The organism is Streptomyces sp. DF42 (assembly GCF_058267695.1).
On record NZ_CM177859.1, the window covers coordinates 1,822,353 to 1,838,906 of the forward strand.

The following is a 16,554-nucleotide window of genomic DNA, read 5'->3' on the forward strand; positions in this document are numbered from 1 at the left end:
GGCCCTTGACGTGCACGCCCTGAAGAAGAACCGTCCGCTGCGCCGCATCGTGCTGGCGAGCGCCGCCACGGTCTGTGGGACGGTGCTGCTGCTGTCGCTGAAGCCGCACTCCACGCCCGCCGTCGCGGTGGCTGTGCCCGCGCCGTCCGGCAGCGCGGGCGCCGGTCCTTCCACCGGCGCGAAGACCGTCACCGGCGACACGGTCCAGACCCGCTGGGGCCCCGTCCAGGTCCGGATCACCCTCAAGAACGGCAAGCTCACCGAGGTCACCGCCGTCGCCTACCCGACGGACAACCCGCGGGACCAGGAGATCAACAGCTTCGCCCTCCCCCGGCTGCGCGGCGAGGCCCTCCAGGCCCAGAGCGCGACCATCGACACCGTCTCGGGAGCCACGTACACAAGTGATGGTTACCGTCAGTCACTCCAGTCCGCACTGGACTCGGCGCGCAGCTGAACGCACGGGCGGCGCGGCACGTATCTCTGGGCCAAGGGACCACGCCAACCCCCTTGCCCCCGCCCCGGAGGAACAGTGACCACCACGCTCGCAGGCGGCCGCGCCGCCCGCCGCCAGACGATGCGCCGCATCCGCCCGCGCCGCTCCCCGGCGACCGTCCTGCTGCTCGCCGTATGGGCGGGCGCGGTCGGCGTGCTGTGGCTGTGGTGGCACAACACGCCGTCCATCGCCGACCAGAACGGCAAGATCCTCAACGCGGGCCGCATCACCGGCCTGCTGGCGGGCTATCTGATGGCGCTGGTCGTGCTGCAGATGGCCCGGGTGCCCGCGCTGGAGCGGCGTGTCGGCTCCGACCGGGTCGCGCGCTGGCACGCGATGAGCGGCCGCTACACCCTCTGCCTGGTCTTCGCGCACGTCTTCCTCATCATGTGGGGCTACGCGCTGCAGGCCGGCAAGTCGCTCGGCGACATCGTCCAGCAGACGATCGACTCGGTGAACCAGCTGCCGGACATGGGCAAGGCGGCCATCGGCACCGGTCTGTTCGTGCTCATCGGGCTGACGTCGATCGGCCCGGTGCGCCGCAGGATCCCGTACGACACCTGGTACCACGTCCATCTGCTGACCTACGCGGCCGTGTTCCTGACGTTCTGGCACCAGATCACCACCGGCAACGACTTCGCCGTCGAGCCGACCGCGAAGACCTTCTGGTACGCGCTGTACGGGTCGGTCACCGCGCTGGTGGTCTGGTACCGCGTCCTCGTCCCGATCCGGCTGAACATGCGGCACCGTATGCGCGTCGAGGCGGTCATCGAGGAGACGCCGGGCATCGTGTCGGTGCTCATCGGCGGGCGGAAGCTGCACCGGATGGGCGCGGAGGCGGGGCAGTTCTTCCGCTGGCGGTTCCTCGCGCCGGGCATGCGGTTCAGCTCCCACCCGTACTCGCTGTCGGCGGCGCCCCGCCCCGACATGCTGCGGATCACCGTGAAGGCGATCGGCGACCACAGCGCCCGGCTGCGCGAGCTGACGCCCGGCACCAGGGTGTGGGCCGAGGGCCCGTACGGCGCGATGACCGCGCAGCGGCGCAGCCGGGGCAAGGTGCTGCTGGTCGCGGGCGGCGTCGGCATCACGCCGATGCGGGCACTGTTCGAGACGCTGCCCGGCGCGGCCGGCGACATCACCCTCCTCTACCGGGCCAACACCACCCAGGACCTGGCCCTGTGGGACGAGCTCGCGGCGATCGCCGACGACCGCGGCGCCCGGCTGATGTACGCCGTCAACAGTCCGGACGGGGAGCGCCCCGACATCTCGGCGGAGCGGCTGCAGCAGAAGCTGCCGGACATCGAGAAGCACGACGTGTTCATGTGCGGGCCGGCCGGCTTCGCGCAGACCGTGTACGAAGCACTGCGCGGTGCGGGAGTGCCCGCCCGCCGCATCCATCACGAGTCGTTCGAGATGTGAGCGACGGGACTTCAGGAGCCTAGGAAAGCGATGAGGAAGAGTCACCCCATCCGGCGTGTCGTGCTGGCCACCGCCGCCACCGTGTCGGGCGTCGTACTGCTGCTGTCGCTGAAACCGGCGTCCGACCCGAACGCCGAGGCCGCCGCGGGCGCCGCCCCCCAGCAGACCGCGGCCGCGCAGGAGTCGCCCCAGGGCGGCGCCGCGGCGACCGGAAACGGCACGGTCGACGGCAATGTCGTCCAGACCCAGTACGGCAAGGTCCAGGTACGGCTGACCGTCAGCAACGGCAAGATCACCAAGGCCGACGCGATCCAGGCGCCCAAGGGCGGCACCAGCGACCAGAAGACCGCCCTGTCCATCCCCAAGCTGACCCAGGAGACGGTCGCCGCACAGAGCGCGCAGATCGACGCGGTGTCCGGGGCGACGTACACGAGCACCGGCTACAAGCAGTCGCTGCAGTCGGCGATCGACAGGATGAAGGCGAGCGCGGGCTCTTCCCAGGGCTCCGGCGCCTCACAGGGCTCCGGCTCCTCACAGGGCAGCGGCTCGGCGCAGGGTTCCGGCGGTGGCGCCACCCAGGCCAAGACCGTGACCGGCAAGGTCGTCCAGACCCAGTACGGGGCCGTCCAGGTCCGGATCACCGTCAGCAACGGCAAGATCACCAAGGCCGACGCGGTGCAGGCGCCCAAGGGCGGCACCAGCGACCAGAAGACCGCCCTGTCCGTCCCCAGGCTCAACCAGGAGGCGGTGGCGGCCGGCAGCGCGAACATCGACACGGTGTCGGGTGCGACGTACACGAGCACCGGCTACAAGCAGTCGCTCCAGTCGGCGCTGGACCAGGCCGGTGGCTGAGTCGGTGGCCGAACGGGCAGAAGCTCCCGCCGCGGTGCGTCATGCGGAGGAGGTCATGGGGACCGTCTTCTCCTTCGACGTCCGCGGCGGGGACCCCGGTGCGGTGCGGAGGGCGCTGGAGAAGGCGATCGCCGGGCTGCACCGGGTGAACGAGGTGTTCAGCACCTACCGCGACGACAGCCAGGTCTCCCGGCTCGCGCGGGGCGACCTGACCGTCGAGGAGTGCGATCCCGAGGTCGCCGAGGTGCTCGAACTGGGCGCCGAGGCGGAGCGGGTGAGCGACGGCTGGTTCAGCCTGCACTACGAAGGGCGGCTGGACCCGACCGGGATCGTCAAGGGCTGGGCCGCCGAGCGGGCGGCACGGCAGCTCGCGGCGACCCCCGGGGTGAGCGGTGTGAGCATGAACGGCGGCGGGGACGTCCAGCTGCTCGGGACGCCCGAGCCGCACCGGCCGTGGCGGGTCGGAGTGGCCGACCCGCTGCGCCCGGGGGGCCTCGCGGCGGTCGTCTCCGCGGCGGGCGCGGACGAGCTGGCGGTGGCCACGTCCGGCACCGCCGAGCGGGGCACCCATATCGTCGACCCGCGCACCGGCCGGTCCGCGGTGACCGACCTGGTGGCGGTGACGGTGGTGGCACCCGAGCTGACCTGGGCGGACTGCTGGGCCACGGCGGCCTTCGCGATGGGGTCGGCGCAGGGGCTGCGCTGGCTGGAGTCCCTGCCGGACGTGGAGGCGCTGCTGATCACGGCGGGCGACGAGGTGAGGTGTACGGGGGGTCTGGCCTCCCGACTCGGATGACCGGATCACCCAACGAGCGCGGGGCTGTATCGGCCTGCGTCTCCACCGCGTGGGCGCGACAGGCCCCCGCCGACCTGCACTCGGCGGGCGACACGACCTCCACACCCCGCAGTGGCCCTCTCGGTGGCCCTCTCAGTGGCCGTTCTGCGCCAGCCGCAGCATGTGCTCCGCGAGCGCCTGTCCGCCCGCCGGGTCGCGGCTGATCAGCATCAGGGTGTCGTCGCCCGCGATCGTGCCGAGGATGTCGTGCAGCTCGGCCTGGTCGATGGCCGACGCCAGGAACTGGGCGGCCCCGGGAGGCGTCCGCAGGACCACCAGGTTCGCCGAGGCCTCCGCGGAGATCAGCAGCTCCTGGGACAGCCGGCGCATCCGCTCCTCCTTGGCCGACTCGCCCAGCGGCGCGCGCGGGGTGCGGAAGCCGCCCTCGCTCGGTACCGCGTAGATGAGGTCGCCCTCGTTGTTGCGGATCTTCACCGCGTTCAGCTCGTCCAGGTCCCGGGAGAGCGTCGCCTGCGTGACGCTCAGCCCGTCGTCGGCGAGGAGCTTCGCCAACTGGCTCTGGGAGCGCACCGGTTGCCGGTTGAGGATGTCCACGATCCGGCGGTGGCGTGCGGTGCGGGTCTGCGGCACGGCAGGCCCGGCGTGCTGTGCGTCGTCCTGCGCGTGACTCATCGTCGTCTCATTCTCCGGATCCGTCCCCGTGTGCAAGGTCCAGGACGCCGGGGAGTGCCCGGAGGAACGCATCCACCTCGTCGTCGCCGAGATTCAGCGGCGGCATCAGCCGTACGACGTCGGGCGCGGGCGCGTTCACCAGGAATCCGGCCTCCTGAGCCGTCTGGCGCGCCTTGGGCGCGAGCGGCTCGGTGAGCACGATACCCAGGAGGAGGCCCGCGCCCCGGACATGAGCGATCGACGGATGGCCGAGTGACTCGATTCCCTCCCGCAACTTCTCGCTCTGCCGCTTGACGTTCTCCAGCAACCCCTCGTTCTCGATGGTGTCGAGGACGGCGAGGCCGGCGGCGCAGACCACCGGATTGCCGCCGAAGGTGGTGCCGTGGTGCCCGGGCTGGAGCAGTTCGGCGGCCCGGCCGAAGGCGACCGTGGCACCGAGCGGCAGTCCGCCGCCGAGGCCCTTGGCGAGGGTGACGACGTCGGGCAGCACGCCCTCGTGGGCCTGGTACTCGAACCAGTGCCCGGTACGGCCGATTCCGGTCTGCACCTCGTCCAGGACCAGCAGCGCACCGGTGGCGGCCGTGATCGCGCGGGCGGCCTTGAGGTAGCCGGGCGGCGGGGTGACGACGCCGAGCTCGCCCTGGATCGGCTCCAGGATGACGAGCGCCGTCTGGTCGGTGACCGCGGCCGCGAGGGCCTGCGCGTCGCCGAACGGCACGTGCGTGACCTCGCCGGGCAGCGGCAGGAACGGCTCCCGCTTGCCCTGCTGGCCGGTCATCGCGAGGGCGCCCATGGTGCGCCCGTGGAAGGCGCCCTCGGTGGCGACCACGTGGGTCCGCCCGGTCAGCCGGCCGATCTTGAAGGCGGCCTCGTTGGCCTCGGCGCCCGAGTTGCAGAAGAAGACCCTGCCGTCCCGGCCGAAGAGCTGGAGCAGCCGCTCGGCGAGCGTCACGGTCGGGTCGGCCATGAAGAAGTTGGAGATGTGGCCCAGCGAGCCGATCTGCCGGCTGACGGCCTCGACGATCGCCGGGTGGGCGTGGCCGAGCGCGTTGACCGCGATACCGCCGACGAAGTCGAGGTACTCCTTGCCGTCGGCGTCCCACACCTTGGTGCCCGCGCCGCGCACGAGGGGAAGCAGCGGGGTGCCGTAGTTGTTCATCAGCGCGCCCTGCCACCGCTGGGCGTACTCCTGATGGGCGGTCATACGGCATCCCCCTGTTGCTCGTCGGGCACGACCATCGTGCCGATGCCCTCGTCGGTGAAGATCTCCAGCAGGATCGAATGCTGGACCCGGCCGTCGATGACCCGGGCGGTGGTGACGCCGTTGCGGACGGCGTGCAGGCAGCCCTCCATCTTCGGCACCATGCCGGAGCTCAGGTCCGGCAGCAGCTTCTCCAGCTGGGAAGCCGTGAGGCGGCTGATCACTTCGTCGCTGTGCGGCCAGTCCTCATAGAGACCCTCGACGTCCGTGAGGACCATGAGGGTTTCGGCGCCCAGCGCAGCAGCGAGTGCCGCAGCCGCCGTATCAGCATTGACGTTGTAGACATGTCCATCGTCCTGGCTACGGGCGATCGACGAGACGACCGGGATGCGGCCGTCGGCGAGCAGTGCCTCGATCGCGCCCGTGTCGATCTCGGTGATCTCGCCCACCCGCCCGATGTCGACCAACTCGCCGTCGATCTCGGGCTGGTGCTTGGTGGCGGTGATGGTGTGCGCGTCCTCGCCCGTCAACCCGACGGCGAGCGGGCCGTGTTGGTTGAGCAGCCCGACCAGCTCGCGCTGGACCCGGCCCGCCAGCACCATCCGTACGACGTCCATGGCGTCCTCGGTGGTGACGCGCAGGCCGGCCTTGAACTCGCTGACGATGCCGTGCTGGTCGAGGGCGGCGCTGATCTGCGGGCCGCCGCCGTGCACGACGACCGGCTTGAGGCCGGCGTGGTGCAGGAACACGACGTCCTGGGCGAAGGCGGCCTTCAGGTCCTCGTCGATCATGGCGTTGCCGCCGAACTTGATGACGACCGTCTTGCCGTTGTGCCTGACCAGCCAGGGCAGCGCCTCGATGAGGATCTGGGCCTTGGGCAGTGCCGTGTGTTTGCGGGTCGAGGACTTTCGCTCTTCTGAGTGATTGACCGTCATAGCCGACTTTCGGAAGAATCTTGGATCAGCCGCCGGACGGGCGGTGTTGGCCTGTGGAGGCGGCGTAAGACTTGCCCCGGACTCGTCCGAGGGCGAGCGGCCGCCTGTGAACCAGGAACCCTCGTCGGCTACGACGAGGACCCGCGACAACCAAGCGGGCACGTCAAGAGGAGTAGGCGCTGTTCTCGTGGACATAGTCGGCCGTGAGGTCGTTGGTCCAGATCGTCGCAGACTCATTGCCTGCCGCGAGGTCCGCCACAATGTGGACCTCGCGGTAGCGCATGTCGACCTTGTCGCGGTCCTCGCCGACGCCGCCGTTCTTGCAGACCCAGAGGCCGTTGATGGCGACGTTCAACCGGTCCGGCTCGAAGGCGGCCCGTGTCGTGCCGATCGCCGAGAGGACACGCCCCCAGTTGGGGTCCTCGCCGTGGAGGGCGCACTTGAGGAGGTTGTTGCGGGCGATGGAGCGGCCCACCTCGACGGCGTCGTCCTCGGTCGCGGCGCCCACCACCTCGATCTTGATGTCCTTGCTGGCGCCCTCGGCGTCGCGGATCAGCTGCTGGCCGAGGTCGTCGCAGACCTGCCGTACGGCTTCGGCGAACTCCTCGTATTCCGGGGTGACTTCGGAGGCTCCGGAGGCGAGCAGCAGCACGGTGTCGTTGGTGGACATGCAGCCGTCGGAGTCGACGCGGTCGAAGGTGGTGCGCGTCGCCGCCCGGAGCGCCTTGTCCAGTACGTCGTCGTCGAGGACGGCGTCGGTGGTGAGGACGACGAGCATGGTGGCGAGGCCGGGCGCGAGCATGCCCGCTCCCTTGGCCATGCCGCCGACGGTCCAGCCGTCCTTCGTCACGACGGACGTCTTGTGGACGGTGTCGGTGGTCTTGATGGCGATGGCGGCCTTCTCGCCGCCGTGCTCGGACAGCTGCCCGGCGGCCGTCTCGACTCCCGGGAGCAGCTTGTCCATCGGGAGCAGGACGCCGATGAGGCCGGTCGAGCAGACGGCGACCTCGATGGCGCCGCGGCCGAGGACCTCGGCGGTCTTCTCCGCCGTCGCGTGCGTGTCCTGGAAGCCCTTCGGTCCCGTACAGGCGTTGGCGCCACCGGAGTTGAGGACGACGGCGGACACCTGTCCGCCCTTGAGGACCTGCTCGGACCACAGCACGGGCGCGGCCTTCACACGGTTGGACGTGAAGACACCGGCGGCGGCGCGGCGCGGACCGTCGTTGACCACGAGGGCCAGGTCCGGGTTGCCGTTCTCCTTGATTCCGGCGGCGATGCCCGCAGCCCGGAATCCCTTGGCTGCCGTGACGCTCACGGTGCGACTCCGATCGTGGAAAGCCCCGTGGACTCGTCGAGTCCGAGGGCGAGGTTCATGCTCTGGACGGCACCGCCCGCGGTGCCCTTGGTCAGGTTGTCGATGGCACTGATCGCGATGATGCGGCCCGCGGCCTCGTCGAACGCGACCTGTATGTGAACGGCGTTGGAACCGTGGACGGACGCCGTGGCGGGCCACTGGCCCTCGGGCAGCAGGTGCACGAAGGGCTCGTCGGCGAGGGCCTTCTCGTAGGCGGCGCGGACGGACTCGGCGGTGACACCGGGCCTGGCCTTCGCGCTGCAGGTGGCGAGGATGCCGCGGGGCATCGGCGCGAGGGTCGGCGTGAAGGAGACACTGACGGTCTCACCGGCGGCCGCGCTGAGGTTCTGGATCATCTCGGGCGTGTGCCGGTGGCCGCCGCCCACGCCGTACGGCGTCATGGAACCCATGACCTCGCTGCCGAGCAGGTGCGGCTTGGGGGTCTTGCCGGCGCCTGAGGTGCCGGAGGCGGCGACGATCACGGCCTCGTTCTCGGCGAGTCCCGCCGCGTAGGCCGGGAAGAGGGCCAGCGAGACGGCCGTCGGGTAGCAACCGGGTACCGCGATGCGCCTGGACCCCTCCAGCGCGGAGCGGGCACCCGGCAGTTCGGGGAGGCCGTAGGGCCAGGTCCCGGCGTGCGCGGAGCCGTAGAACCGCTCCCAGTCGGCCGCGTCCTTCAGCCGGAAGTCGGCGCCCATGTCGACGACGAGGACGTCCGGGCCGAGCTGCTCGGCGACGGCGGCGGACTGGCCGTGGGGCAGGGCGAGGAAGACCACATCATGCCGACGGCCCTGGCCCGCGAGGACCTCGGGGGTGGTTTCCGCCAGCACCCGGTCGGCCAGGGGCAGCAGGTGCGGCTGGAGCGCGCCGAGCCGCTGGCCCGCGTTGGAGTTGCCAGTCAGGGCCCCGATCTCGATCTCGGGGTGCGCCAGGAGCAGACGCAGGAGCTCTCCGCCCGCGTACCCGCTCGCTCCGGCCACTGCCGCACGTACCGCCATGTCATCCTCCTCCTGGAGGGCATGACTATACGTTTCGCTGCACGTTTATGCAATCTCGGTGGTCTCCGCCCTGGGAAGCATGATCCGGCGGGACACCACGAACGTCACCGGAATCGCCCCCAGGGACGCGAGCAGAGGGGCGTACCGGCTGCCGAGGTGCAGGAGGTCGACCAGCACATAGGCGCCCGCGGTCGTGACCACGAAATTCGCCGCGTTCGTCAGGGGAAACATCAGGAATTTACGCAGGGTCGGGCGCGTCCGATACGTGAATCGAGCATTGAGGAAGAATGATCCGGTCATGCTGATCACGGTCGCGAGAATATGGGCGAGAAGGTACGGGAAACGAGGGAGGAGCAGCAGGTAAGCAGCGTAATACGTGCCGGTGTTGACGACGCCGATGACGGCGAAGGTCAGCATCTGCCTCGATATCAGGGGATGAGATCCTTCGTCGTGTCGCACGCGGTCCGGTCCTCCGTCCGTTTCACGTTGGTCGCCTTCACCAGGAAGTGAGGGCGCCGCTTCACCTCGTAGTAGATGCGGCCGGTGTACTCGCCGATGACCCCGAGCATGATCATCTGCACTCCGGCGACGCCGGTGACGGCCGTGATGATCGTGACATAGCCGGGTGTCTGCACGCCGTTGACCAGCGCGGCGCCCACGATCCACGCCGTGTACAGCCCGGCACACAGCAGCAGGCCCATGCCGAGGTAGAGGGCGGCGCGCAGCGGCCTGTTGTTGAAGGAGAGCAGACCGTCGAGTCCGTAGTTGAGCAGGCTGCGGAAGGTCCAGGAGCTGCGGCCGGCCTCGCGCACGGCGTTCTCGTACTCGAAGGTCGTGCTCGGGAAGCCCACCCACGCGAACAGGCCCTTGGAGAAGCGGTTGTACTCGGAGAGGTCCAGGATCGCGTCCACCACGCGGCGCGACATCAGCCTGAAGTCCCCCACGCCGTCGACGAGTTCCACGTCGACGAGGCGGTTGATGAGCCGGTAGTAGAGGCGGGCGGTGACGGTGCGGGGCACGCTGTCGCCGGTCCTGGTGCGCTTGGCGATGACCTGGTCGTAGCCGTCCGCACGCAGGTCCACCATGCGCTTGATCAGCTCCGGCGGGTGCTGCAGGTCCGCGTCCATGACGATCACGGAGTCTCCCGTGGCATGGCGCAGGCCGGCCAGCAGTGCCGCCTCCTTGCCGAAGTTGCGGCTGAAGGAGACGTACCGCACGCGCGCGTCGCGGTCGGCCAGCCGCTCCAGGGCGGGGAGCGTACGGTCACGGCTGCCGTCGTCGACGTACACGAACTCCATGTCGTGGCCCAGCGGCAGCAGTTCCTCCGCGACCTTCTGGACCTGGTCGTGGAAGCGTTCTATGACGTCTTCCTCGTTGTAGCAGGGCGCGACGATCGATATGAGCATGGTTTCCCCCTGGGGACGCGGTCAGAGAGCGCCGGTCACGGGCTCGCGCGGGCGGGTGGTCGTGGTCGGTGGAGCCGACGGCGGTGCGGCACGCCGTCGGCGTACGGCGGTGAAGGCGCCGAGCAGGATCACGGTCAGCAGCGCTGCGGCCCCGACGGTGGCGCCCAGGCGCAGGCCGGGCGGGTGGAAGGTGCAGGAGACGCTGGTCGTGGAGGAGTCGACGGGCACGGCGATCAGGCCGTGGAACTCCCCCGCCGGTACGGCGTCGGCGTCGCCCGCGGCGCAGCGCCAGCCCGCGATGCGCGGCGCCGCCACGACCGCGGTCCCCCTGCTGCCCGCCGGGAGTTCGGCCCGGATCGTGCTGCCGGAGACGGTGACGCGGGTGGCGCCGGTGGACCTGAGCCGCTCGACGGCGTCGTGCAGCCGGGTGGTGTCCAGGCAGCCGACCGCGCCGTCGGGGACGCGGCCGCCGAGGAGGGGGGCGAGCTCGATCGTCAGGCGTCCGGAGACCGGGACCCTGCCCAGCCGCTGCATGGCGGCGATCTTGGTGACGGGCGCGTCGGACCTGAACCGGCCGGTCGGCCCGTCGCCCGTCGTGGCCGTGCCGGAGTAGTGGGGCGCCCACAGGTAGACCTCGTCACCGGCCCGGCACCGCGCGGTGATCGTCGGTTTGCGCGCGGTCACGGACGCGGCGGCGATCAGCATCCCGGGGTGCGCGCTGTCCCCGGCCTGCGGGGCCTTGCCACTGCCGGTCCGCACGGTGATGGGGGGCACGGTGTAGACCCGGCTGCCCAGCAGGAGTTCCTGGTTGCGGTAGGGCGACGGGCCGAAGCCGGCCGCGGACGCGCCGTGCGGCCGCAGCGTGACCAGCGGCGGTACGTCCTCGCGGGACACGGTCGGCCCGGTGCCGTCCTGCGGGAACCAGCCCTGGTGCGGGTCCGGCGGGGAGTGTACGCGTGCGCCGACGGAGAAGATCGCGTCCGTGACGTCGTTGTCGAGGCTCTGCACGCTGCGGCCCCGTGAGGTCCAGCCGCCGCCGAGGGCGGTGAGCGTACGGCTGAGGACGTCGGAGGTGAGGCTGCTGTAGTACTGGACGCCCTGGCCGCCGACCAGCATCGGGTCGTTGCCGGCGGTCTGCTCACGGCCCGGGTCGGTGCGGTACCGGGGCCAGCCGTCGGCCTGCGCGATCTCCTGCGCCTGTGCCCGCTGCCGGGCTCCCCAGGGCGCGTAGTCGTCCATCTGGCCGAGGCGGAGCCGGGTGGCGACGGCGGAGGTGGCGGCCGTCTCGCCGAACTGCCCGCCGAACAGCAGCGCCAGGGCGAGCCCGGCCAGGACGGTACGGCGCCTGCCGGTCGACGCGGGACCCGCAGGCCCGTCCGCGTCCGTGTGCCGCAGCAGCGCCAGTCCGCCGACCGAGCCGATGACGGCGAGCAGCAGCACTCCCCAGCCGACGGGACGCACCAGCGTGCTCCGGCTCGCGACGACGCTGATCAGCACGAGCAGCGCGCCCGCCGCGCCGAGGGCACGCCAGTCGGGCGGGCCGTACGAGAGCGCCTGCCACGCGGCGATCACCAGAAGTGCGCACAGCACGAAGGCCTGACGGTAGGCACTGCCTTGTGGTGTGGCGAAGGCGTGCCAGACCAGGTGGGTCGGCCCCCACTGCAGTGACAGGGCCACCGCGGCGACCAGCAGCGTCCATCCGGCGCGCACCTGCCGCGGAACGGCCCGGTGGAAGGGCAGGGAGAGAGCGAGCAGCAGCGCGGCGGTGCTGACGTAGACGGCCGGACTGTTGAAGCTGTACGAGGTCGGCAGCAACCGCGCCAGCAGGTCCTGCGTCGACACCGGCTTGAACTGGACGACTCGGCCGGGGTAGGCGTGCTTGGTGCCGAAGTACACGACGATCACCAGCGGGGCGGCCAGGCCCACTCCCAGCGCGACGGTGACGACGGAACGGCCCAGCGTCCTCAGCCGCTGCCGGTTCGAGAACCCGGAGAGCAACAGCCGCAGGAGCAGGACCAGTCCGGCGGCGATGGTCGCCATGTACGCGGTGTAGAAGTTGGCGATCCAGGCGAGGGCCACGATCAGCACGCCGGGCAGCGGGTGGCGGCGCTGCATCGCCCACTCGCCGACCAGGCACAGCAGCGGCAGGGCGACCAGGCCGTCGAGCCACATCGGGTTGTACGAGGCGACCGCGACGCTCCAGCCGCACATCGCGTAGGACGCTCCCAGCAGCCCGGCCCCCCACCAGCGGCCGGGCCGCAGGCTCAGCAGCAGCCAGGCCATGGCCGCGCCGGCGGACGCCGTCTTCAGCACGGTGATCACATACACCGCGAGGTCGATCTCGTCCCGCGGGAACACCACGACGAGCAGGGCGAACGGGCTGCTGAGGTAGGTGCCGAGGTCGGGCAGGAAGCTGGAGCCGAAGCCGGACTGCCAGTTGACGAAGAGGCCGCCGTCGGCCCTGCCGTGCAGCAGGTCCCACAGGTGGGCGTGGAAGGGCACGTACTGGTTGCCGAGGTCGTTGACGCTGCGGGTGCGGGGGCCGAAGGGGTAGCTGCGGGCGATGGTGTCCGCGGCGCAGAACACGGCGACCGTGAGGGCCGCGGCGAGCAGGGCCGCCGCCTTCTTCGGCGAGAAATGGCCGCCCGAAACGGCTTTGGACAGGGTCGAGCGATCCATTCCTTGTTACTCCCCGCAGGTAATTGATTCGCCGACTAAGACGGCCCGAGTTTCCGATCGGTTGTGCCGCCCGGGGAAAGTGGCACAGCTTGTTCCGAATGAATCCGCAGGCTTACGAGAATAAAATGGTGAACATCCGGGAAACAGAAATTTCCGGGCAGGTAATTTAATGGTGAACCCATCGTGCCGTGCGCACGGCGAGGAGTCCGCCGGGGGGCGGCTTGACCTGGAGTGCGCTCCAGGTTCTACGGTTCATGTCATGACCAGCGGACACCCCCTCCCGCAGGACCGGGAGCCGACCCTGACCATCGCCGAGGTGGTCGAGCGCACCGGCCTCTCGCACGACACGCTGCGCTACTACGAGAAGGCCGGCCTGATCGAGCGGGTCGGCCGGACCACCGGCAGCCAGCGCCGCTACGACGCGGCCGACCTGGCCTGGCTGGAGTTCGTGCTGCGGCTGCGCGAGACCGGCATGTCGATCGCCGACATGCAGCGGTACGCCCAGCTGCGGGCCAAGGGGGACGTCTCGGTCGCCGACCGGCTGGCGATGCTCCACGAGCACCGCGCCGAACTGGCGGACCGCATCAGGGCGTTGCGCCGCAACGCCGGTGCGCTGGACGACAAGATCGACCACTACGAACGGCTGCTCGGCACCATGCACGAGCAGCCGGAGGACGGAAGACCGACATGAGCGAGAGCACCACCCGTGAAGAGCGCTTCACCCACGGCCTGGAGGTCCTGAAGAGGGTCGACGGCGAGGCCGGAGAGCGGGTCGTCGACTCGCTCTCCGACATCAACCCCGAGCTCGGCCACCAGGTCGTCGCCTGGGCCTTCGGCGAGATCTACGACCGCCCCGGACTCGCCCCGCGCGACCGGCAGCTGGTGACGCTGGGCATGCTCACCGCGCTCGGCGGCTGCGAGGCCCAGCTCGACGTGCACGTCAACGCGGCCCTGAACGTGGGCCTCACGCCCGAGCAGATCGTCGAGGCGCTGACGCACTCCGCCGTGTACTGCGGCATTCCCAAGGCCCTGAACGCGACCTTCGCCGCGAAGAAGGTGTTCGCCGAGCGCGGGCTGCTGCCGCTCGGACAGCAGCCCGCGGACTCGGCGCCGGCGACTACCTCTGCCTGATCCGCAGGAAGGTGATCGAGTTCGCCCGGAAGGTGTAGGTGAACGTGTCGGCGACCCCCGGGAAGGTGGACGCCGTCGGCGCGACGGCCCTGTTCGTCTCGCTGTTCACCGCGCCGGGCGCGGCGGCCAGCGTGGTCACCCTGGCCTTCGACGCGACCTTCGCGCCGCCGAGGTCGATCGTCGTACGGGCCGCCGAGGACTGGGCGTTGACGACCTTGACGATCAGGTCACCGGTCTTGTGGTCCTCGGTGACGACCTGGCGGAACGGCTCGGCCGGCTTGTCGTCCGTGAAGCTGCCCCACTCCTGGCCGTCGAGGTACAGGGTCACCTGACGGCCGCGCACCTTGACGTGCACGTCGTAGGCACGGCCGGTCTCGACCGACCCCGCCTTGGAGACGAGGGTCGACTTGCCGCCGTCCACGGCCTGCTCGACGGCGGACTGGGTGTTGCCCCAGCCGCCCAGGTTCCACCAGTAGTAGTTGCCGGTGTCCTTGACGCCGAAGGCGACGAGGAAGCCCTCCTTGCCGGACTTCTTGGTGGCCTTCACCCGCAGGTCGTAGTCGTGCCAGGACGGATCGCCGGCCGACACCATGGTGTTCTCGGCGTTCTCGGAGGTCTGGACGTACTGCCCGTCCTGGACGCTCCAGCTGCCGGCCCCGCTGTGCGTCCACTTCGAGGCGTCACCGGAGAAGTCGTCGGTGAGCAGCGTGTTCCCGTCGGCGTCCGTCACCTTCACGTCGTCGTACGCCGCCGTGGTGTCCCAGGTCGACAGGCCGACGGCGCCGGAGATGGGGGTGAGCAGCGCGGGCGTGCCGGTGGCCGTGGAGGGGACGACCCGGTCGCCGACGTTGTTCATGAACAGCTTCTGGACCTCGTAGTTCGCCGAGCCCCAGGAGGCGTGGTTGTTGAACCACACCATGTCCGGGCTCCACTGCACATAGTCCTCGTTGGCGAACAGCGGTGCGTACGAGGCGAGTTCGACGACGTCCGCGTTGCGCTCCAGGCCGGTCATGTACGCGGCCTCGGCGAGGCCGTTCTTGAAGGCGTTGCCCCCGGAGGCATACTCGCCCAGGAAGACCTTGGGCCCGCTCCTGTCGTAGGAGTCGTAGCGGTTGTTGTTCTGCAGGAACCACTGCGGGCTGTTGTAGTAGTGCTCGTCGACCATGTCGACCTTGGCGTCCCTGTTGAGCTGCCAGGCCGTGTCGAAGGTCGAACCGGAGTCGTCCGGGCCGGAGTTGGAGATGACCTGCATGTGCGGGTACTTCGCCTGGATCGCGGCACGGAACTGCTGGAAGCGGGCGAAGAACTCGTTCGGGAGGTTCTCCTCGTTGCCGACCTCGATGTGGGTGAGGTGGAAGGGCTTGGGGTGGCCCATCCGGGCGCGCTTGCCGCCCCACTCGCTCGTCACCGGGCCGTTGGCGAACTCGATGAGGTCGAGGGTGTCCTGGACGTGCCGCTTGAGCAGCGCGTCGTCGACGACGGCCTTGTTCTGGCCGCAACCGGTGACCAGGGCGGGCACGACGGGCAGCGGCATGGCGCCGATGCCCTCGGCGAAGCGGAAGTATTCGTAGTAGCCGAGACCGTAACCCTGGTTGTAGCCCCAGAAGTTGGAGTTCGTGGCGCGCGTCTCGACCGGGCCGACGGTGTCCTTCCACTGGTACGAGCGCTTGCGCTGGTAACCGGAGGCGGCACTGTAGTCCTCCATGGAGCCGGTGTTGACCAGACAGCCGCCCGGGAAGCGCACGAAGCCGGGGTGCAGCGCGGCGACCTTCTCCGCGAGGTCCTTGCGCAGGCCGTTGGCCTCGTGCCGGAAGGTGTCGCGCGGGAACAGGGAGACCATGTCGAGCGCGGCCGCGGCGGAGGAGGCCACGGTGAGGCGGCCGTCGGAACCGCTGCGGGCGGCGGTGAAGCTCACCTTGTACTGTGCCCAGCCGCCCTTGCGCACGGCAACCCGCCGGGCGGCGGCCAGCGAGCCGTCGGCGTCCCCGAGGGAGACCGTGAGCGCCGTGCCGCTCTGGGCGCGGGCCCACACCGAGAAGTCGTACCTCTTTCCGGCCTCGACGCGAACGCCGGTGTTGTAACCGGAGTTCGTGACGGACGAACCGGCGCCCAGGGAGAGGTAGTTGCGGTTACGGACGTTCAGCCGGCCGTCGTCGTTCACGACGTGCGCACTGCCGGACACCGTCCACGCCGTCAGCGGCGTGTACGACGTGTTGTCGTCCGTGGAGTACTCGAAGGACCGGTTCTGCACGAGTTCGGCGTAGAGGCCGCCGTCGGCGGCGCGGTTGATGTCCTCGAAGAAGACGCCGTACATCGTGTCGTCGATCTTCGCGCCCTTGGCGGCGGGGTCGACGGTGATCGCGTAGTCGGTGACGTCCTCGGCGTGGGCCGGGGACGGGAGGAGACCGGCAGCGAGCAGGAAAGCGCTTGTTCCGAGGCCGAGTCTCAGCCGGTTGCGGGTGGTGCGTGACATGGATACTCCGCGGCTCTTGGGGGTCGTTCTCGACGGCTCGATCGTTCGAAATATCAGGCAGCGGTCAGCACTTCGGACGGCAAGCTAAAGGGAGGGGCGTGAGCACGTCAATGGGGCCCGCGAGGGACGACGTAGGGTCGACGGC

Annotated in this window: 15 protein-coding genes; 6 read left to right on the top strand and 9 right to left on the bottom strand. The window is 70.2% G+C overall.

The genetic code is table 11. From position 1 onward, the window contains the following. Positions 1–10 precede the first annotated feature (10 nt). The 4 genes from ACYUED_RS08305 to ACYUED_RS08320 all read left to right on the top strand — a co-directional run bounded on the left by ACYUED_RS08305 (position 11) and on the right by ACYUED_RS08320 (position 3,560). On the top strand, positions 11–454 hold the full coding sequence (locus ACYUED_RS08305) for an FMN-binding protein (protein WP_491291630.1): 444 nt from the start codon (positions 11–13) through the stop codon (positions 452–454). 75 nt (positions 455–529) lie between these two features. After that, entirely contained in the window at positions 530–1,912 is a 1,383-nt protein-coding gene (locus ACYUED_RS08310; RefSeq protein ID WP_491291631.1) for a ferredoxin reductase family protein, read from the top strand. 30 nt (positions 1,913–1,942) lie between these two features. Continuing rightward, positions 1,943–2,764 (top strand): FMN-binding protein, encoded by an 822-nt coding sequence (locus tag ACYUED_RS08315; RefSeq protein WP_491291632.1) that lies wholly within the window; start codon positions 1,943–1,945, stop codon positions 2,762–2,764. 55 nt (positions 2,765–2,819) lie between these two features. Beyond that, positions 2,820–3,560, top strand: a complete 741-nt coding sequence (locus ACYUED_RS08320) for an FAD:protein FMN transferase (protein ID WP_491291633.1) — start codon at positions 2,820–2,822, stop codon at positions 3,558–3,560. A gap of 132 nt (positions 3,561–3,692) precedes the next feature. Here the strand turns inward: ACYUED_RS08320 and ACYUED_RS08325 are convergent, their stop codons facing one another. The 8 genes from ACYUED_RS08325 to ACYUED_RS08360 all read right to left on the bottom strand — a co-directional run bounded on the left by ACYUED_RS08325 (position 3,693) and on the right by ACYUED_RS08360 (position 12,805). Next, positions 3,693–4,232, bottom strand: a complete 540-nt coding sequence (locus ACYUED_RS08325; RefSeq protein WP_491291634.1) for an arginine repressor — start codon at positions 4,230–4,232, stop codon at positions 3,693–3,695. 7 nt (positions 4,233–4,239) lie between these two features. Then, entirely contained in the window at positions 4,240–5,436 is a 1,197-nt protein-coding gene (locus ACYUED_RS08330) for an acetylornithine transaminase (protein ID WP_491291635.1), read from the bottom strand. Continuing rightward, positions 5,433–6,368, bottom strand: coding sequence for an acetylglutamate kinase (gene argB, locus ACYUED_RS08335; protein ID WP_491291636.1), 936 nt, complete (start codon positions 6,366–6,368; stop codon positions 5,433–5,435). Before argB ends, ACYUED_RS08330 begins: the two co-directional genes overlap by 4 nt. A gap of 163 nt (positions 6,369–6,531) precedes the next feature. Beyond that, positions 6,532–7,683, bottom strand: coding sequence for a bifunctional glutamate N-acetyltransferase/amino-acid acetyltransferase ArgJ (argJ, locus tag ACYUED_RS08340; RefSeq protein ID WP_491291637.1), 1,152 nt, complete (start codon positions 7,681–7,683; stop codon positions 6,532–6,534). After that, a complete protein-coding gene (gene argC / locus ACYUED_RS08345; protein ID WP_491291638.1) occupies positions 7,680–8,720 on the bottom strand; it encodes an N-acetyl-gamma-glutamyl-phosphate reductase in 1,041 nt (346 codons plus the stop codon). Before argC ends, argJ begins: the two co-directional genes overlap by 4 nt. A gap of 45 nt (positions 8,721–8,765) precedes the next feature. Beyond that, on the bottom strand, positions 8,766–9,137 hold the full coding sequence (locus ACYUED_RS08350; protein WP_491291639.1) for a GtrA family protein: 372 nt from the start codon (positions 9,135–9,137) through the stop codon (positions 8,766–8,768). Between the two features lie 11 nt (positions 9,138–9,148). Further along, positions 9,149–10,126, bottom strand: coding sequence for a glycosyltransferase family 2 protein (locus tag ACYUED_RS08355; RefSeq protein WP_491291640.1), 978 nt, complete (start codon positions 10,124–10,126; stop codon positions 9,149–9,151). A gap of 21 nt (positions 10,127–10,147) precedes the next feature. Further along, the gene (locus ACYUED_RS08360; RefSeq protein ID WP_491291641.1) at positions 10,148–12,805 is read right to left on the bottom strand and encodes a YfhO family protein; all 2,658 of its coding nucleotides are present in this window, start codon (positions 12,803–12,805) and stop codon (positions 10,148–10,150) included. Between the two features lie 259 nt (positions 12,806–13,064). Between ACYUED_RS08360 and ACYUED_RS08365 the strand changes: the two genes are divergently transcribed. Beyond that, positions 13,065–13,496, top strand: coding sequence for a MerR family transcriptional regulator (locus tag ACYUED_RS08365; protein WP_491291642.1), 432 nt, complete (start codon positions 13,065–13,067; stop codon positions 13,494–13,496). Then, complete coding sequence (locus tag ACYUED_RS08370) at positions 13,493–13,936, top strand: carboxymuconolactone decarboxylase family protein (protein WP_491291643.1); 444 nt, start codon at positions 13,493–13,495, stop codon at positions 13,934–13,936. The genes ACYUED_RS08365 and ACYUED_RS08370 overlap by 4 nt, the downstream gene beginning before the upstream one ends. Here the strand turns inward: ACYUED_RS08370 and ACYUED_RS08375 are convergent. Beyond that, positions 13,923–16,409, bottom strand: coding sequence for an alpha-L-arabinofuranosidase family protein (locus tag ACYUED_RS08375; RefSeq protein ID WP_491291644.1), 2,487 nt, complete (start codon positions 16,407–16,409; stop codon positions 13,923–13,925). The two genes, ACYUED_RS08370 and ACYUED_RS08375, sit on opposite strands and share 14 nt — an antisense overlap. Positions 16,410–16,554 lie beyond the last annotated feature (145 nt).